Consider the following 18,097-nt stretch of genomic DNA (forward strand, 5'->3'; position numbering starts at 1 on the left):
TTTATGCAAAAGGTACTTATTATAGCGTATTATTGGCCACCTGCCGGTGGCCCAGGAGTTCAGCGTTGGTTAAAATTTGTAAAATACTTTAGAGATTTCGGAATTGAGCCAATTGTGTATATTCCTGAAAATCCAATGTACCCTATGACAGATGATTCGTTTGTACAAGATGTACCAAAAGATTTAACCGTTATAAAGAAACCGATTTTTGAGCCCTATGCCTATGCAAACATCTTGTCTAAGAATAAGACAAAAACCATAAGCAGTGGTATTATAAATACTAAAAAACAATCGTTACCTGAAAAAGCGTTACTTTGGATAAGAGGTAATTTTTTTATTCCAGACGCAAGAAAGTTTTGGGTAAAACCTTCAGTTAGCTTTTTATCGAGTTACTTGACTGAGCATAGTATAGATACCATAATAACTTCAGGACCGCCACATAGTTTACATTTAATAGGGTTACAATTACAAGAAAAAATAGGCGTAAAATGGTTAGCAGACTTCAGAGATCCATGGACATCTATAGGGTATCACTCTAAATTAAAGCTTACTAAAGAGTCACAACGTAAGCATAAAAAATTAGAATCTGAGGTATTAAAAAAAGCAACTACAATAACAGTTACTAGTTTTACCACTAGAAATGAGTTTTTAAAAATAACAGATAGACCTATAGAGGTTATTACTAATGGTTTTGATGATGAAAATGTTAATGAAGTGAAATTATCATCAAAGTTTACGTTATCTCATATTGGTTCATTGTTATCGGGTAGAAATCCTGAGGTTTTATGGAGGGTTTTAAATGAACTTAGAGCTGAACAGGAGGGTTTTAAGGATGATTTAGAAATTGTATTAGCCGGAAAGGTTAGTCGTGAAGTTATCCAAACAATTAAAGAAAATGGATTAGAAAAATTCTTGAAATTGGAAGGGTATATTTCGCATGAGAAAGCATTATCTTTACAAAGAGAAAGTCAGGTTGTATTATTAATAGAAATAGATTCTGAAGAAACAAAAGGAATAATACCAGGAAAACTATTTGAATACTTAGTATCTGAAAGACCAATATTAGCAGTAGGACCAAAAGATTGGGATGCAGCAGTAATTATAAACGAAACGAATACAGGAGTAGCTTTTAATTATACTGAAAAAGAAAATCTTAAATATCAGATTATCAAGTGGTATCAAGATTATAAAAAAGGTACTTTATGTGTTAATTCAAACCAAATTGACCAGTACTCAAGAAAGTCATTAACATGTAAAATGGCTTCATTAATACAGTCTATGTAATTATATGGGAGTTATTTTAAAACAGTCTTTTCTTAATATTATATCAACTTATGTTGGTTTTGCTCTAGGAGCTATCAATACTTTATTTCTGTACCCTAACTTTATGACTGATGAGTATTATGGTTTAATTGGTTATCTAATTTCTGTTGCTAATATACTTACACCATTATTATGTGTAGGAGTTCAGAATACAATAGTCAAGTTTTATTCATCGTATAAAGTTGCAGAAGAACAACATAAATTTAATTTTATGATGTTCTTATTGCCATTAACAATGATGATACCCGTTGCTTTAATAGGGTTTTTAGCCTACGAACCTATCTCTGAATTTATTTCAAAACAGAATGCCTTAATTAAAAATTATGCATGGATTGTTTTTATAATAGCAGCATCTATGGCTTATTTTGAGGTGTTTTATGCATGGACAAAAGTACAGCTACAGTCTGTTATAGGTAACTTTATGAAAGAAGTACTACACAGGGCTATTATAATGATTTTGTTGTTTGCATTATATGTAAATTTTCTTACTATAGAGCAATTTATATATGCAGTAGTAATAATGTATTTTACTAGAATGCTAATTATGGGTATTATTGCTTTTAAAATAAAAAGGCCTACTTTTTTGGCTGGGTTAACCACAGATTCTAAATCTATTTTAAGTTATTCAGTCCTAATAATTTTAGCAGGCTCTATAGCTATTGTATTATTAGATGTAGATAAAGTGATGTTAGGTCAGTATATAGACATTAAAAACGTAGCATATTATAATGTAGCTGTTTTTATAGGTATAGTAATAGCCGTTCCGTCTAGAGCTATGCAACAAATTACTACTCCCATAACAGCTAGATTATTAAACGAAAATAATTTAGAAGAGTTAGCAGATTTGTACAAGAAATCTTCTATAAACCTTTATATAGTAAGTGGGGTGATATTTTTATTAATAGTGTTAAATATCAATCAATTATATCTTTTATTACCTGAAGAATATAGTAGTGCAGTTGTGGTTGTATTTTTTATATCCTTAGCAAAATTGTTAGAAAATATTATAGGTATAAACAATGCTATTATCTTTAACTCTAAATATTATAAAACAGTTTTGCTCTTCGGGCTTTTCCTAGCTATTATAACGGTAATCTTAAATATGATTTTTATTCCTTTATGGGGTATGAATGGTGCGGGGCTGGCTACATTAACAGCATTTGTACTATATAACGTAACCAAACTTATTTTTGTTAATAATAAGTTTGGTATTCAGCCTTTTAGTATAGCAACATTAAAAACAACCGTTTTATTTATTGTTATAGGTATTTCTTTTTTCTTTTGGGATTTTAACTTTTATCCCATTATTAGTATTGCTATAAAATCGATACTAATAGTAACAGTTTGCATTTATGGGATGCTTAAACTGAATCTATCGACTGATCTTAAAAAAATATGGGATAAATATACTCCTGTTAGTCGCAGTTAGATTCAGTAAAGTATCCTTCTGTATCGTACACATCACAAGTCCCTGCTTTTCTTTCAATAAACTCGTAATCAAAATTTCCGGTAGACTCATTGTAAACAGACTCATAAAAATCACAGTAACACCCGTTTTCATCTTCTTCAGCACACCCCGTTATTACAGTAATAGATATAACGACCATTAGGTAAAAAAGGTTCTTTTTCATAAAAAATAGTTTAATACCGCTAATGTATAATAATATTTATTCTTTCAAAAGAGCCGTCATTAGCTAATTTATATTATTAGCATAAGGTTTAAATTAATCCCATGTCCTTAGCTATTGCAATTAAGTGCACAGTATTTTGAACTTCCAAAATACTTTTCATTTTATTAATTCTTTTTTCTACCGTACTTAAACTGTTAGGGCTAATCTTTTGATTTTTTAGTAACTGACTTATTTCATCTTGGATATGTCCTTGGGCTAAATAGTTTAAAAGAATAATATCGTAATCATCAATATTAATACTACTAGTCTTTCGTAAAGCTTGTGAAACTTGAGATGAAATAAATACTTTGTTTTTATAAGTTATGAATATGGCATCTTTTAAATCCTGAATACCATTTCTCCCTTTACATACAAATCCGTTTATGTCAAATTTTTCAAATAACTTTTTAATCTTCTGAATACGGTCATCAACAGAATAAACAATGATATGAATATCAGGAAACTGATCTTTAACTACAGCAATAAGTTCTTCCCCCGAACTATATTTTTCATTCCTATGATCTTTTTTAAATGATAAATCTGTTATCAATAGCTCATAAGGCTCATTGTCAATCACTGCTTTTTTTAATTTTAATAACGCATCGTCACAATATTGTACACTAGAAATTACCGGAATTTCTATTTCTTCTAATAAATGCTGAACACCTTCATTGATGCTCTTTAAATCTTCTGCAACTAAAATTTTTTGATACATGAATAATTAAAGTATAATGTTAGCTTTAAATCCTTTATTTATTTCTGAGTCAAAAATAATTTTTCCTCCTAAGGTTTTTATACGGTTTTCCACATAACTTAGTCCACTTTTATTCTTTAAATTGGTTCCTATACCATTATCCCAATATTCAATGTATATTTTTCTCTTATTTTGCGTAAAACTAACTTTTACAAGCTTGGCTTTACTATGTTTACTCATATTGGTCATTAATTCTTGTAAAACTCTATATAAAGTAATGCAGCCTTGTTTTTCTATATAACTCCAATTGATAGAATTAATACCGGTGGTTATAATAATGTTATTATTAGTCTTATACGATTTTAATAAATCTTCAAGGGTTTTAGAAAAATTTTCATCTATTTCTAAACTTCCATTCTTTTTAGAGATATCTCTAGACCGTTGATAAATATCATCCAATGTATGAAGTGTTGTTTCTTCATCTATACGTTGGTGCTGTATTTTATTCATTGTATAATAAATATCATTTGCTATTTCATCATGAACTTGTTTAGCAATTCGGGTTTCTGTAGCATAAACTTCGGCAAGTCTCTTTTTCCTATAAGTAATATAGGCTGATCCTCCTATTATAACAGATAATATCCCAAGTATAAAAAGACCCCATTTCCAAGCTACTCTTTTATTTTCTCCAAATTTTCTACTAACCTCGCTTCCTAAATACTTTAATTCATTTTCTTGCGCTATCTGATGTTCTTTTTGGTAATTATATTTTAAAGACATGTACTTATAAGTAGCTCCAGATTCTAGCATTTCCATACTATCTCTTAAAACTATATAAGGCTGAATATAGTTACTGCTACCTAAGTCTATTAAAAGTTTAAGCGATTCTAATTGTTCTTCTCCTGTATTAAGCACTTTTGCCGTTTCATACGCTTTACCAGCATACTCCAAAGCTTTATTATTATTCTTAAAATATTTATATGCTTTAGCCATTTGATGATAACTAGAATACATTCCTGCTTTATAATCTAGAGAAGAGCGTATTTCCAAACTTTTAGCTATATTGTCAATAGCTAACGTATCATTTAAATTATATTTAGCTCCCCCTAAATTACACAAAGCACGTGCAACTTGTTTTTCATTATTAAGCTTATAAGCATTATCTAATGCTAATTGAAAATTATATTTGGCTTTTTCATAAGAACCGCTTTTTAAATAGATATTACCAATATTGTTTAAAAATATATTTTGTTCAGACGGGTCATCTGTAAAAGAAAGACCATTTTTATAATAAGCAAGGGCTTGGTCATATTCCTTACGTTCTTTATAAATAATACCTAAGCCATTATATAAAGCTGTAAGATAGGAATTATAATATTCTTTATTTTTTTGTTTGTCTATTAAAGCAATGGCCTTAGTAGCGATATTTTCACTTTCAAATGAAAGCCCCATTTTACGTTTCACTAAGCTTATACAATTATAAGCATTTACTTGCATGTTAGTATTAGCAAGTTTTTGGCTTAATTCTAATTGTATTTCATAGGCATTTAGCGCGGCATCCATTTTCTCAGCAAATCTATAACCATTAGCCAATCGGTTATAAGCATATAAAAGTTTTATAGAATCTTTTTCTATAGTACTTAATTCAATAGACTTTTTAGCATAAAAGATAGTGCTGTCCTTTTCTTCTTTAAAAGAAAACAGGAATGTTTTAATATCATATGCTTTTAATATTTTGGGTATATCATTAGCTTGTTTAGCATGCTCTAAAGCACAGTTTAACAACGCATGTTGCTTATTAATGGATAGTTTTTTTCTGTAACTTTTTTTAAAAATAGCATAGACATCATCTCTATTATTTTCCTGAGCTAAACAAGGAGAATAACAACTTGTAATTAACATAAAAATGCTAAAAAAGAGGAATGAAAGATAATTCAATTTCATTCCTCAAAAGTACTAACTTATTTGTATAAATTCACTTTATTTTGGCAACAAATGAATTTTATGGGGTAGGGGTATCCGATGGATCATTCAGATCTTGAGTTTCTTCAGAACCGGATCCCATTTCACCATCATCATCTCCGGTATCACCTTGTGACTGTTGGTATTCGTATAGGCTCATGTCTTCTGAAACACTATTTGGGGTGCAGGAATAGAATAGTGGTAAAGCACATAAAGTAAGTGATAAAAATATATAAAATTTTTTCATTTGTCGTGATTTTAAAAATTATTGAATAAGGCGTTTGCTGCTTTTTCAGCAACTGTAAAATGTGAGGCCTCACATGGTGGGAAGTGTAGTAGTTTATACCTCTTAAAGTATCTTCCCTTTGTTTTAAGAAGTACAGACTACAACTATGACGGTATTGTTTAATACCACGACAAATGAATGAGTAGATGAAAGATAAATCGGGAAATAAAGGGGAAACCTTTGAGAAATTAATTTCTTATAAATTTCTCATGAAAAAATGTAACTTTATCACATAATAATCAATACAATGCAAAGAGTATTACTTTTAGAATCCTTTGCTAAAGTTGCAAAGGAATTTTCACATTTATCTAAAACTAAACAGGCCGAAGAGCTAAGCAATATAATTGAAGAGCATAGTGAGTTACTAGGTGACAAAGAAGTGCTTACAGGAAAGCGATTAACACAATTAAAAAGAGATGCTGAAGAAGGGGCTATAACAATGCGTATGGGGATAGCAAATGCATTAGCTCACTATATAGGGTATCAAGATTTTGTAGCCTATTCTAAAGCATACCAAAAAAAGCAATTAACACTTAAAGATAAAACTGTTGGCTTTTTAGATAAGCATAAAATAACCCTGTTAGTTAGTGTAGTGCTTTTGGTTGTTTTTTTAATAATAGGACAAATAACCAAAAGAAAATGGATGATATGGAATAAAGATCATTATGAAAAAGTAGATTTTAATGAAGCCTATTTTAATACCGGTAAGCTTAAAATTTATGAAGAAGATTTGTGTACCAAATTTTTAAAGGTTAAACCCTATTGTAAAACAGTATTTTTCACTGCTAATGATAAACCTTTAATCTGGTATGGGAAAAGTAAAAACGGAACATATGAGTTTTTTACCTCAAATGGGAATCATCCTGAAACAGGAAAGCAATTAAGACCCATTACAAAATATATGATTAATAAATATATTTGTCCATAATTAGCTTTTAATCTTCCCAACCACATAGGGTTCGTTTTATTTTTTTAGCATCCTCTATAGTTACTCTTTTAATATCTGACTTACAGTTGTTAAGTCCTCTGCAGTTTTTCTTATAGTGATACTTTTTACTGCTTTTACCTGTACATATGTACACATAAGTATCGCTATTATTTTCTAAGCTAGTTGGAAATAGAATAGAAGAACATAATATGAAGTAAAAACTAACTAATATTTTAATTCTAAACCGTATGGTTTTCCTTCAAATACGAAAAAATCAAGAATCTTTCCCTAAACTCTCAATCTCCAATTGCAATTTGGACACTATTTGCGAAATACTACTAAGCTTTAATTCATCTTTATCAAATTCCTGTGTGTGTATACAACAACTAAACTCCCATAGTTCAAGCACTTTTTCTACAGCTACCTCATAAGGTTCGTAAGCTGTATTGTCAGATACTAATAAAAGACTTCCTTTATCATTTATATGATTGTATACTCTTTTATAAACTAATCCGTCGTCTTTAGTGAGTATAATATACGTTTTGCCGTTTTTAAGATCTGTAATATTTTCTACAAACTTCCCAATAATAAAAGAGCCTGGTTTTACGGGTAACATAGAATCTCCTTTAATAGGGAAGGCTCTGTATGTTCCGGTAGTTAAAAAAGGAAGATTAAACCTTTGTAAGGCTTCTATATACTCAGGATCATCATATCCATTTAAATAGCCGGCAGAGGCTTCTATGGGTACAATTTCTATCATTTCTTCATTCGCATCGTTTACTGATATAGGGAATAATACACGCTTGTTACCAATATCAATAAAAGATACTTCTTTCGATTTTTGGAGGTCGGTTTTAATAAGGGTGTCAATAGGCAGTTTGGTATAATCTGATAACTCTACCAATCTTGATACCGAAGGTTCTGTTCTTCCACTTTCAAAAGAGGCTACCATAGAGCGTGTCCATTGCAGTTCTTCTGCAAAATATTCCTGAGAAAAACCGCGTAAACCCCTTAAATGTCTAATGTTAGATGCTATACAATTCATAATGTTTCAAAATTAAACAACAATTGTTTCAAAACCAAACTAAATTTGTAAAAAACCGATAGCCTATGTTGTATATTAATTGTCATACTTATTTTAGCCTTAGATACGGTACTATAAAACCAGAAGAATTATTAGCACTAGCAGCAAACAATGGAGTAGAACGATTTGCTATGACTGATATTAACAATACATCTGCTTGCTTAGATATAATGCGCGTATCTAAAGCTCATAACATAAAACCAGTAGTAGGGGTAGACTTTAGAAATGGGGCAGACCAATGTTTTGTTATGTTAGCTAAAAACAATAACGGTTTTAAGGAAATAAACAGTTATTTATCTGGTTTTTTACATACTACTTCTATGACTATTCCTTCAAGAGCTAAATATATTCAGGATAGCTTTACTATATACCCTTTTGAGATAGGTAAAGATTACCTATTACGAGAAAATGAGTTTTTAGGAGTACGTCCGGATGAGTTAAATAAGTTGAAATTTTCTTCATGGAAAAACAAATTAGGAAAACTCGTCATTTTACAGACAGTAACTTTTCAAAACAGAAAGGGATATAATACACATAGGTTATTAAGGGCTATTGATAACAATACCCTTTTAAGTAAGCTACCTAAAGAAGAACAGGCAAAAGAAACAGATTGCTTTATAGCTCCTGAAGCATTAAAAGAGTTATATGCTGAGTTTCCGCAATTAATTGAAAATACCGCCGGAATACTGGAAGCATGTAATGTGTCTTTTGACTTTTCAAAAACAACTCCCAAAAATCAACGATGCTTAACCGAAAATGAGGCAACTGATGTAGAGTTATTACAAAAGCTTATAAAAGAAGGACTTTCATACCGGTATGGTGATACTCCAGATGCATCTATTTTAGAGCGTATTGAAAAGGAATTAGAGATTGTACAAAAAAAGGGATTTGTTTCTTACTTTTTAATCAATTGGAAAATTTTAAAGTATGCACGTAGTAAAGGTTATTTTTATGTAGGTAGAGGGAGTGGAGCCAATAGTATTATAGCTTATATATTGCGTATTACAGATGTAGACCCAGTAGAGTTAGACTTATATTTTGAGCGCTTTATTAATCTCTATCGTAAAAATCCGCCTGATTTTGATATTGATTTCTCCTGGGCTGATAGAGATGATATTATTGAATTTATGTTTAGAGAGTTTAAGTATACCGCTTTAATTACGGTATATAATACCTTTAAATTCAGAGCTTCTGTAAGAGAGCTAGGGAAGGTATTCGGGCTCCCTAAAGCAGAAATAGATATGCTAACTACCAGAAAATTTGATGTAAACTCATTAGATAAATTATCTTTTTTGGTGGTGAAATACAGTACCTATATTGAAGGGTTTCCTAATTACTTAGGAATTCATGCGGGTGGAATTTTAATTTCAGAAGAACCTATTCACCAATATTGTGCTACATTTTTGCCTCCCAAAGGATTTGCTACTACACAAATAGATATGGTAGTAGCAGAAGATATAGGCTTGTATAAGTTTGATATTTTAAGTCAGCGAGGATTAGGTAAAATAAAGGATACGGTGACTATTGTGCAGCAAAATCATCCTGAATTACCCCCTATAGATATTCATGATATGAAACGGTTTAAGCAGGATGAGCGTATTAAATATTTATTGCGAAATGCCAAGGCTATCGGTTGTTTTTATGTAGAGTCTCCTGCCATGCGTATGTTATTAAAAAAATTGCAGGTAGACAACTATTTAGGGCTGGTAGCAGCAAGTTCTGTAATACGCCCCGGAGTTGCTAAATCGGGTATGATGAGAGCGTATATTTTACGATATAGATATCCTGAACGTAGACAAGATGCGCATCCTGTATTATTAGATATTATGCCGGAAACATATGGCGTTATGGTATATCAGGAAGATGTAATTAAAGTAGCTCACTATTTTGGTGGACTTACGTTAGGGGAGGCAGATATGTTACGCAGAGGAATGTCAGGGAAATTTAGATCCAGAGATGAGTTTTTAAAGGTAAAACAACAGTTTTTTGATAATTGTAAGAGGCATGGAAAAACCTATGATCTTACGGCAGATATATGGCGCCAAATAGAAAGCTTTGCTGGATATGCGTTTGCTAAGGGACATTCTGCATCGTATGCAGTAGAAAGCTATCAGAGCCTATTTTTAAAAGCTTATTTTCCGTTAGAGTATATGGTGGCAACACTTAATAACGGAGGTGGTTTTTATAGCACCGAATTGTATGTACACGAAGCACGTATGCATGATGCTACTATAGAGGCTCCCTGTATTAACACAAGTGAATATAAGACCACTATAGAGGGTACTACTATCTATCTGGGGTTTGGTTTTTTACATGCTCTAGAAACCAACACCATTACTGAACTTATAAGCGCCAGAAATAGAGAAGGGCTTTTTACGAGTCTGGATGATTTTTTAGATAGAGTTTCCATCTCTGTAGAGCAGCTAACAATTCTTATTAAAGTAAATGCGTTTAGATTTACCGGAGTAGCCAAACGTGAATTGTTATGGGAAGCACATTTAAAAACCAGTAAAGTACCTGTTAAAGAACATGTTATAACACTGTTTAAGTCAAAACGGGTTTCCTATGAGTATCCCGATTTACAAACAACAGATTTAGAGAATGCCTTCGATCAAATAGAATTATTAGGATTTCCGCTTTGCAATCCTTTTTTATTGGTAGAAAAACCTTTAGAAGTAAAGTTAAAAGCAAAAGAGCTGCCTAAATATATAGATACTGTAGTAACTATAGAAGGCTATTTGGTAACTACTAAAAATACTCGTACATCTAACGGAAAAAGCATGCAGTTTGGTACGTTTATAGATTATGATGGAGATTTTATAGATACGGTACATTTTCCTTTAGTTGCAGCTCAATATCCGTTTAGAGGAAGAGGTGTTTATAATATAACAGGGAAAGTAGTAGTAGAATTTGATTGTATGACTATAGAAGTGTTGTCTATGTATAGAAAGGCTACGATAGAAGATCCTCGATATGTAGACACTTCTATAAAAATGAGAGCATAATGGGCATAGAAAGATCGATTGTTCATATGGATTTGGATACATTCTTTGTATCATGTGAACGCTTGTTAGACAATCGGTTAATAGGAAGACCGGTGTTGATAGGCGGAACCTCTGATAGAGGAGTAGTAGCTTCTTGTAGTTATGAAGCCAGAAAGTTTGGAGTACACTCGGCCATGCCAATGCGTATGGCTAAACAATTATGTCCGGAGGCTATTGTATTAAGAGGAAATGCCGGTATTTATACCAAGTTTTCTCAGGAAGTAACTGAAGTAATTAAAGACAGTGTACCCGTATACGAAAAAGCTTCTATTGATGAGTTTTATATGGATTTAACTGGTATGGATCGTTTTTTTGGTTGTATGCAAATAGCTACCGAATTAAGAACACGAATTATGAAAGAAACCGGATTGCCTATTTCTTTTGGTCTAGCTATTAATAAAACAGTTTCTAAAGTAGCTACCGGAGAGGCTAAGCCTAATAATCGTATCCGAATTCTGCAAGGAAGTGAGAAACCTTTTTTAGCTCCTTTATCAGTTAAAAAAATACCTATGGTTGGTGAAGTTACCTATAAATCGCTTTGTGATTTGGGTATTAAACAGATTAAAACCATACAGGAAATGCCTATGGATGTAATGTACAGCGTATTAGGTAAGAACGGATTAGGCATCTGGAACAAAGCAAATGGTATAGATGAAACCCCTGTGATTCAATATCATGAACGAAAATCAATTTCTACTGAACGTACGTTTGATAAAGACACCACCGATGTTATAAAATTAAGAAGCATTGTTATTGCAATGACCGAAAATTTAGCCTATCAGTTACGAAGAGGAAATAAGCTTACGGCTTGTGTAACTATGAAAATACGATATTCTGACTTTCAGACCTATACGCAACAGAAAAGAATATCATACAGCTCTTTAGACAGTGTATTATTACCGGTTATTCTAGATTTGTTTAAGAACTTGTATAACAGGCGGATGTTGGTACGATTGGTTGGAGTTAAATTTAGTCATTTGGTAGAAGGAGGTCACCAAATAAATCTTTTTGCAGATGACGATAAGTTAATTAACCTAAGTGTGGCTATTGATAGAATGAGAGAACGTTTTGGGGATAGATCAGTTGTGTTAGCTGCCGGTATGGAGGCTAAGAGTATTAGCAGATGGAATCCGTTTATGGGAGAACCGCCGCCATTGTTACCCAATAGAAGACGATAAAAGTAAGGCTGATAATATTGTCAGCCTTAAAAATTACCATGTGTTTAAAACAGGAGGGTCTGGGGAATTAATAGATGTTTATTAATTCACTATAAAGTTAAAACCTCCTGAAATAATATTAGCATTGAAACCTGTATTTCTTTCATAATAACTGTATTTTAAATCAATGCTTTTTAAACGCAGTTTCCAGACTCTAAATTTCGTAAATATGTCTGTATAGCTAAGTCCAAAACCAATTTGACTGGCATTGAATTCTGATAAATCATAATCAGAAGTGTAGAAGTCATTTGTAGACAAGTGCTGCTCATAAGAGGCAAAATAATCGGCTGCTGTTTGATTGTAATACCTATATGATGGGTAAATAGTAAACTTATCACTAATCTTAACAGGTAGCTCTACGGTAGCTGTATGTGATGCTACACCCCAATCATCTACATAATATCTGTAAAATGTTTTTAATACAAACATTTCATTTATATAGTAATTAAATCGCGCACCAACAGCAATTTTAAAACGTGTGTCGGGTAATTGTTCTATAGCATCAGCCAACTGAAAATCTTGTATATAGCTATTGGCTATATCGGCAAAATAAACTCGCTGAAAAGGAGTAGAAAGCAATCCGTTTTGTTGCACCAAATCAACCATAAGAATACCTTGAGCTCTTTTAGATAAAATTTGAGAAAAACTCATTCCGGCTGAATATGAATTTCTATTTTTATTAGTAAACTCAGAGAAAATAGGAGAGTAGTCCTGATTTCCCGTAATGGTATAATGATTAAAAAATGAATTCCCTAAGCCGCTACCATTTCCTCCAAAAGAGCGCAATTCTATAGGATATACAGGGCTCCATGTATCTAAATACACATTTCCATGTAAGCTAAGTTCAGTATTTTTTTCATTAAACAAGCGAGTATAACTACCTCCAAATCCTAATGAAAAATAATCGTATTCAGTTGCAACAGAGAATTTCCCCGTCCAAATTTTATTTCTATCATCAGAACTATGACTATAACTTGCATTAAAATTTCCCCAAACATCGCTAGAGGAAGCACCAGAACTAGCCTGAAATGCATTAGCACTACCATTACCATCAAATGGATTCACGTTACTTGATGAAGCAGAAGTATAGGCAGATATTCCTGCATCTATAATTAATTGGTCATCTGCGTTTAACGGAATACTCACTATAATAGTAGATGCTACATCTGTTAATTCTTCGGTACCAATACCACCCGTTACTGCCGCATTACTTCCATCTTGAGAATAATAGCTTGATAAAAAATCTATTTCTGTATTTTCAAGTACACGTTTTTTATATTCATTGGCTTTAGGAATTGTGTCCGTTTGTGCCTGAATGGTAAAAGCTAAGCTTAAAAAAACAATAAAAACAATTAATTTTTTCATTTTCATTTTCATTTAATTACATCCACAACCACCACCTGTTTTTCCGCCATTAGCACCCGAAGCTGCTTCTCTGTATGAATGAAAATTAGACTCAGATCTATTGCTAGACTTTTCACTCAATGCCATATCAGGATCGTTTAAATATACTTTTTCATACTCTTTTACCACCGTACAGGAGGTACAACTTAGTATTACTAAAACTATAATCATTTTTTTCATGGGGTATTTATTTTAATATTCTGAGAGGTATATACCTTTCCTTTATCATCTATAATAATACATTCTACTTTTGGCAATTGATTAATCCTATCTAACCCTGTATCAATTCCCATTACAAATACAGATGTTGCTAAGGCATCAGCTAATTCCGCTTTGGGTGCAAATACCGTAGCACTAATAATTCCACTGGAAGGATAGCCAGTTCTGGGATCTATAATATGCGTATATCGTATTCCGTTAAACATTACATATTTCTCATAATTACCAGAAGTTACCACGGCTTCTTCCCGAATTGGTAATAGTGCAAAAACGTTATTTTTATCCATAGGGTTTGTAATGGCTATATTCCAAGGTTTTCCAGAAACCTGTGTCCCCCATGTATTCATATCACCTGATGCGTTTATAATACCAGCACTAACATTTTTACTCATCAATAATGCTTTTGCCTTATCTGCTGCGTATCCTTTACCTATGGCACCAAAACCAATCTTCATTCCTTTTAATTTAAGGAACACCGTTCCTTTCTCTTTATCTAAAACAATGTTTTTAAAACCAACTTTTGCTACAGATGCTCGTATAGTGCTATCAATTGGCATAACGGTCATACTGCCGTCATATTTCCAAATTTTATCCATGGCGGCATAAGTAATATCAAAAGCACCATCCGTAAGTGTAGATATACCAATAGATCGTTCAATAAGAGCGAATAATTCTGTATCTATTCTTACGGGCATTATTCCTGCATTCTTGTTAATTAGTGAAGTTTCCGAATTTTCATCCCAAGATGATATTAGTTTTTCAATTCGTTCAATTTCACTAACAGCCATATGTATATATTCTTTTCCCTGTTCTTCATTATTGGCTACAACAGTTATATCAAATCTACTTCCCATTAATTTTAAGGTACGGGTATATGTTTCTTGAGCAGTAACTATAGTACTTAAAAGAATGGCTATAATAAATAAGAGATTTTTCATTACTTATTGAATGAATTCAATAGTTTAATATATTCTTCTGGAGTTATTTCCTGAAATCCGGTTTGCCCAATTACATTACCTTTACTATCAAAAACAACCACAAAAGGGAAATATCCATTTGGGTTATATTTAGCTGCTAAATCATTATTCTGTTTTTGCTGGGCTTCAGATAATGCGTTTTGTTTCTTTCTTGGAAAATCGGCTTTAACCATAACGTAATGGCTTTTCGCATATTCCTTAAAAGTATCTGTACTCCAAATTTTTCTATCTAAAAGAATACAAGGAGTACACCAGTCGGATCCCTGAAAAACCAATAGTGTAGTTTTATTTTCTTTTGTAGCTAATGTTTTGGCTGCATTAAAATCTGTTAACCAATTTTGTGCACTTACACTTGTATATGCTCCTAATAGCATTACAAGAATCATCAACATTTTTTTCATTCTAAAAGTTTTGCTAAAAATAAACGTTTTATTCCTATCGTTTCTTAAGATTGGCTTAATACTTATTTAATGCTTAATAAAATTTCAACTTTGGTTCCGTACCCTTTTTTACTTTTAATATGAATTTTACCATGAATAGCATCTAGTGCTTTTTTAGTAATTGCTAATCCTAAACCTGTACCAGAAATATTTTTATGTTCTAAAAATGCTGATCTAAAAAATGGATTGAATAATTTATCAATATCTTCTTTATTAATTCCGATACCCTCATCACTAATTATGCAAGAAACTTGGTGCCCCTTACTCTTCAACTCTATAATAATGGTCCCTTTTTGATTAGAGTATTTAATGGCGTTTGATATAATGTTATCAATAACTAATGTAGCGTGGTATATTGGTACTTGAACACAGCAGTGCTTATCTGCTTTAAATTTAATTTTTAATTCTTTCTTGTTTATTAAGTCATTAAACCGTTGAATACTCTCATCAATTAATGGGATTAAATCTCCTTTATCTTCTTTAGATTTTTCTTTATAATCAAACCTAGCTAAATAAAGTAACTGAGTAATCATATCACTCATTCTATCAATTTCCTGTAGACTAAAATCTATCTTATCTTTATATTCTTCGACAGATCTGTCTTTACGACTCACGATTTCTAAGGTACCTCTTAACGAAGCCAAAGGTGTTCTTAGCTCATGTGAGGCATCTGAGGTAAACTGTCGCTCTCTTTGTAAAGTATCCTCAATCCTTTGCAACAAGCTGTTAATAGAGGAAGATAATTCGTATAACTCATCGTTATGAGGAGGTAAAGAAACACGTTCACTAAGATTATTATTGTTAATACGCTCAGTAGTTTTTGTAATTTGCTTTATAGGCTGAATACTTTTACCAACTAAATATCTAGAAGTGAAAAACAATCCTAAAAGAATTATTGGATACGATAACAATAAGATTGTATACAATTGTTCAATGACCATTTGAGAAGCTTCAAAAGACATGGCTGTTAAAATATATCCTTTAACTTTATTATTAACGTACACCGGAACCTGTACCTGTCTTATAATTTCGTTTTCAAGAAAGGTATTGAAATGAGAATTATTTTCCCGCTCAGCATCAAAAGTAAGCTCGTCTTTATGAAGGTTAGGAGACTTATCGATAATTACATCATTACTATCTATGATTTGTACAAATACCGGATTTACTTCAGCCTCTGTATGTTCGCGCTCTTCCCATTCTTCACGATTAGAAAATCTAAGAGTTTCTTTATTTAACTCATCCATATGCACCCCAGCCTCAAAACTAAGATCATTGTCTAGATTTATATAAATTGTATTCTTTACAATGGTAAATACTACAAGAAACACAATAGCTATTACAATACCTGTAGCAATAAGGTAATGAAGAGCAATCCTAGTTTTAAAACGTAAAATCATACCTCTTTAATTATATAGCCAACGCCTCTAATAGTATGTATATACTCGTTACTTTTAAGGTTCAACTTCTTTCGTAACGCGTTCATAAATACATCTATTACACCCGAATCATAGTTGAAGTTAATATCCCAAACATTATCTAAAATACTAGATCTAGAACAAGCTTTACCTTTGTTAATTAGTAAATATTCTAGTAAAGAGAACTCCTTACGTGTAAGAATAATTTCTTCGTTATTCTTAAAAACCTGAAAAGTAGTTGCATTCAATGAAATATCTCCAACACTGTAAATTTCGTTCTTAATTGTTGAACGAAGCTGAACTTTAATGCGTTCTAATAATTCGGAAAAATGGAAAGGTTTTCTAATATAATCATTGGCTCCGGTTTGTAATCCTTGTATAGTTTCCTCTACAGTATCTTTAGCAGTTAAAAATAAAATAGGAGTTTGAATATTATTGGTTCTTAAAGTATTGCAAATTTCTATTCCACTTATACCGGGTAACATCCAGTCTAAAATAATAACATCATAGTTGTTGTTTAAAGCTAACGCTAAACCCTTATCACCATTATTAGAAGGAGTAACCTCAAAAGATTCCTCTTCAAATCCTTGAGTTAAAAAGCTTAAAATGCCAGGTTCATCCTCTACTATTAATATCTTCACGCGGTAAAAATCATGATTAATAATCATAAATTTAGCATTTTAAACTTAAGATTAGCTTAAGTTTAAGACTAAGTATAGTTAATAATGCTCCTTCAGCTACCAATACAACAATAAAGAAGTAGCATCTACTGATTACCGACAGCTTTAAATTCCCTATTTAACTTTAAACATTAACCAATTTTGGGCAATAGGGTAAGAGTAGGGGTACTCTGTATCGTATAATTGATAATTTTTAACCTGAACATCTAATTCCTATACACCCATATTTTACATAAAAAGTAATTTTATTATAAAAGCCCAAATTAATCTAGATATTGGAATAAATTATTATGCCTTAATGAGTTGTAAAATTAAAAAACGTTTGTATATTCGATAAAAAGTATTATTTTTACGTTTAAATACATAACAAACCCCAATTTAAGTTTTATCTAAACCACCTGCTTATGAAAACTGAGTTAAATTTAGAAAGTTCTATTGAGTTATGTCAATTATTTTTTGAGGCTAATAAAGTTGCTGAAAAAGAAGCTTTAGGACAAGATTTAATTACTTACATAGAAAAATCTTCAATACAAAACAAAGCTTTTATTGAAACGGTATTAGCTCCTGTATTACAATTACATGTAGATACCTTTAATTGTACTAAAATTAAATTGAAGATAGATAATTTAAAGTCTATAGTCAGTAATTTTTACATAAAAGAAGAAGTTGCTTAACCCGTTGTGCATTTAAGCAATATTGATTTTTAGATTATTGATATTTCTGTTGAATTCAAATATGGTTATATATTGAATGA

At 31.6% G+C, this 18,097-nt stretch carries 17 protein-coding genes; 6 read left to right on the forward strand and 11 right to left on the reverse strand.

Annotation, left to right across the window (positions count from 1 at the left end):
• Window positions 1–3: 3 nt before the first annotated feature.
• Window positions 4–1,284 carry a glycosyltransferase family 4 protein gene (locus NBRC110019_RS13490; protein ID WP_281755700.1) on the forward strand — a complete coding sequence of 427 codons (1,281 nt, stop codon included), beginning with the start codon at window positions 4–6 and terminating at the stop codon, window positions 1,282–1,284.
• A gap of 4 nt (window positions 1,285–1,288) precedes the next feature.
• Window positions 1,289–2,752 carry an oligosaccharide flippase family protein gene (locus NBRC110019_RS13495; RefSeq protein ID WP_281755701.1) on the forward strand — a complete coding sequence of 488 codons (1,464 nt, stop codon included), beginning with the start codon at window positions 1,289–1,291 and terminating at the stop codon, window positions 2,750–2,752.
• Here NBRC110019_RS13495 and NBRC110019_RS13500 read toward each other — a convergent pair.
• The 4 genes from NBRC110019_RS13500 to NBRC110019_RS13515 form a co-directional block, all read right to left on the reverse strand.
• Entirely contained in the window at window positions 2,739–2,954 is a 216-nt protein-coding gene (locus tag NBRC110019_RS13500; RefSeq protein ID WP_281755702.1) for a hypothetical protein, read from the reverse strand. The two genes, NBRC110019_RS13495 and NBRC110019_RS13500, sit on opposite strands and share 14 nt — an antisense overlap.
• Before the next feature lie 88 nt (window positions 2,955–3,042).
• Window positions 3,043–3,708 (reverse strand): helix-turn-helix domain-containing protein, encoded by a 666-nt coding sequence (locus NBRC110019_RS13505; RefSeq protein WP_281755703.1) that lies wholly within the window; start codon window positions 3,706–3,708, stop codon window positions 3,043–3,045.
• A 6-nt stretch (window positions 3,709–3,714) separates the two neighbouring features.
• A complete protein-coding gene (locus NBRC110019_RS13510; protein ID WP_281755704.1) occupies window positions 3,715–5,631 on the reverse strand; it encodes a tetratricopeptide repeat-containing sensor histidine kinase in 1,917 nt (638 codons plus the stop codon).
• Between the two features lie 58 nt (window positions 5,632–5,689).
• Window positions 5,690–5,896, reverse strand: coding sequence for a hypothetical protein (locus NBRC110019_RS13515; RefSeq protein WP_281755705.1), 207 nt, complete (start codon window positions 5,894–5,896; stop codon window positions 5,690–5,692).
• A gap of 286 nt (window positions 5,897–6,182) precedes the next feature.
• Between NBRC110019_RS13515 and NBRC110019_RS13520 the strand changes: the two genes are divergently transcribed.
• A complete protein-coding gene (locus tag NBRC110019_RS13520; protein ID WP_281755707.1) occupies window positions 6,183–6,863 on the forward strand; it encodes a hypothetical protein in 681 nt (226 codons plus the stop codon).
• Window positions 6,864–7,137: 274 nt separating this feature from the next.
• Here NBRC110019_RS13520 and NBRC110019_RS13525 read toward each other — a convergent pair whose 3' ends face one another.
• Window positions 7,138–7,908 carry an XRE family transcriptional regulator gene (locus NBRC110019_RS13525; RefSeq protein ID WP_281755709.1) on the reverse strand — a complete coding sequence of 257 codons (771 nt, stop codon included), beginning with the start codon at window positions 7,906–7,908 and terminating at the stop codon, window positions 7,138–7,140.
• 65 nt (window positions 7,909–7,973) lie between these two features.
• On the opposite strand from NBRC110019_RS13525, the gene NBRC110019_RS13530 reads away from it, so the two are divergent.
• Window positions 7,974–10,952 carry a DNA polymerase III subunit alpha gene (locus NBRC110019_RS13530; RefSeq protein ID WP_309297652.1) on the forward strand — a complete coding sequence of 993 codons (2,979 nt, stop codon included), beginning with the start codon at window positions 7,974–7,976 and terminating at the stop codon, window positions 10,950–10,952.
• Window positions 10,952–12,169, forward strand: coding sequence for a DNA polymerase IV (gene dinB / locus NBRC110019_RS13535; protein ID WP_281755711.1), 1,218 nt, complete (start codon window positions 10,952–10,954; stop codon window positions 12,167–12,169). The genes NBRC110019_RS13530 and dinB overlap by 1 nt, the downstream gene beginning before the upstream one ends.
• Window positions 12,170–12,250: 81 nt before the next feature.
• Here the strand turns inward: dinB and NBRC110019_RS13540 are convergent, their stop codons facing one another.
• From NBRC110019_RS13540 to NBRC110019_RS13565, 6 genes are all read right to left on the reverse strand, one after another.
• Complete coding sequence (locus tag NBRC110019_RS13540; RefSeq protein ID WP_281755713.1) at window positions 12,251–13,573, reverse strand: DUF3570 domain-containing protein; 1,323 nt, start codon at window positions 13,571–13,573, stop codon at window positions 12,251–12,253.
• A 12-nt stretch (window positions 13,574–13,585) separates the two neighbouring features.
• A complete protein-coding gene (locus tag NBRC110019_RS13545; protein ID WP_281755715.1) occupies window positions 13,586–13,792 on the reverse strand; it encodes a DUF4266 domain-containing protein in 207 nt (68 codons plus the stop codon).
• Complete coding sequence (locus tag NBRC110019_RS13550; protein WP_281755717.1) at window positions 13,789–14,769, reverse strand: FAD:protein FMN transferase; 981 nt, start codon at window positions 14,767–14,769, stop codon at window positions 13,789–13,791. The genes NBRC110019_RS13545 and NBRC110019_RS13550 overlap by 4 nt, the downstream gene beginning before the upstream one ends.
• A complete protein-coding gene (locus NBRC110019_RS13555) occupies window positions 14,769–15,209 on the reverse strand; it encodes a thioredoxin family protein (protein WP_281755718.1) in 441 nt (146 codons plus the stop codon). Before NBRC110019_RS13555 ends, NBRC110019_RS13550 begins: the two co-directional genes overlap by 1 nt.
• A gap of 62 nt (window positions 15,210–15,271) precedes the next feature.
• Complete coding sequence (locus NBRC110019_RS13560) at window positions 15,272–16,645, reverse strand: sensor histidine kinase (protein WP_281755720.1); 1,374 nt, start codon at window positions 16,643–16,645, stop codon at window positions 15,272–15,274.
• Complete coding sequence (locus tag NBRC110019_RS13565; protein ID WP_281755721.1) at window positions 16,642–17,331, reverse strand: response regulator transcription factor; 690 nt, start codon at window positions 17,329–17,331, stop codon at window positions 16,642–16,644. Before NBRC110019_RS13565 ends, NBRC110019_RS13560 begins: the two co-directional genes overlap by 4 nt.
• A 416-nt stretch (window positions 17,332–17,747) precedes the next feature.
• Here NBRC110019_RS13565 and NBRC110019_RS13570 point away from each other — a divergent pair, with 416 nt between their 5' ends.
• The gene (locus NBRC110019_RS13570) at window positions 17,748–18,017 is read left to right on the forward strand and encodes a hypothetical protein (RefSeq protein ID WP_281755723.1); all 270 of its coding nucleotides are present in this window, start codon (window positions 17,748–17,750) and stop codon (window positions 18,015–18,017) included.
• The last annotated feature ends 80 nt before the right edge of the window (window positions 18,018–18,097 follow it).

Source organism: Neptunitalea chrysea (genome assembly GCF_027924145.1).
GTDB lineage: Bacteria > Bacteroidota > Bacteroidia > Flavobacteriales > Flavobacteriaceae > Neptunitalea > Neptunitalea chrysea.

Bases quoted from the DNA above. Each gene is read 5' to 3' on its own strand.
- NBRC110019_RS13545 (WP_281755715.1), bottom strand. From the start codon at position 13,792: ATGAAAAAAATGATTATAGTTTTAGTAATACTAAGTTGTACCTCCTGT.
- NBRC110019_RS13500 (WP_281755702.1), bottom strand. From the start codon at position 2,954: ATGAAAAAGAACCTTTTTTACCTAATGGTCGTTATATCTATTACTGTA.
- NBRC110019_RS13520 (WP_281755707.1), top strand. From the start codon at position 6,183: ATGCAAAGAGTATTACTTTTAGAATCCTTTGCTAAAGTTGCAAAGGAA.
- dinB (WP_281755711.1), top strand. From the start codon at position 10,952: ATGGGCATAGAAAGATCGATTGTTCATATGGATTTGGATACATTCTTT.
- NBRC110019_RS13570 (WP_281755723.1), top strand. From the start codon at position 17,748: ATGAAAACTGAGTTAAATTTAGAAAGTTCTATTGAGTTATGTCAATTA.
- NBRC110019_RS13510 (WP_281755704.1), bottom strand. From the start codon at position 5,631: ATGAAATTGAATTATCTTTCATTCCTCTTTTTTAGCATTTTTATGTTA.
- NBRC110019_RS13490 (WP_281755700.1), top strand. From the start codon at position 4: ATGCAAAAGGTACTTATTATAGCGTATTATTGGCCACCTGCCGGTGGC.
- NBRC110019_RS13540 (WP_281755713.1), bottom strand. From the start codon at position 13,573: ATGAAAAAATTAATTGTTTTTATTGTTTTTTTAAGCTTAGCTTTTACC.
- NBRC110019_RS13565 (WP_281755721.1), bottom strand. From the start codon at position 17,331: ATGATTATTAATCATGATTTTTACCGCGTGAAGATATTAATAGTAGAG.
- NBRC110019_RS13550 (WP_281755717.1), bottom strand. From the start codon at position 14,769: ATGAAAAATCTCTTATTTATTATAGCCATTCTTTTAAGTACTATAGTT.
- NBRC110019_RS13560 (WP_281755720.1), bottom strand. From the start codon at position 16,645: ATGATTTTACGTTTTAAAACTAGGATTGCTCTTCATTACCTTATTGCT.
- NBRC110019_RS13530 (WP_309297652.1), top strand. From the start codon at position 7,974: ATGTTGTATATTAATTGTCATACTTATTTTAGCCTTAGATACGGTACT.
- NBRC110019_RS13495 (WP_281755701.1), top strand. From the start codon at position 1,289: ATGGGAGTTATTTTAAAACAGTCTTTTCTTAATATTATATCAACTTAT.
- NBRC110019_RS13505 (WP_281755703.1), bottom strand. From the start codon at position 3,708: ATGTATCAAAAAATTTTAGTTGCAGAAGATTTAAAGAGCATCAATGAA.
- NBRC110019_RS13515 (WP_281755705.1), bottom strand. From the start codon at position 5,896: ATGAAAAAATTTTATATATTTTTATCACTTACTTTATGTGCTTTACCA.
- NBRC110019_RS13525 (WP_281755709.1), bottom strand. From the start codon at position 7,908: ATGAATTGTATAGCATCTAACATTAGACATTTAAGGGGTTTACGCGGT.
- NBRC110019_RS13555 (WP_281755718.1), bottom strand. From the start codon at position 15,209: ATGAAAAAAATGTTGATGATTCTTGTAATGCTATTAGGAGCATATACA.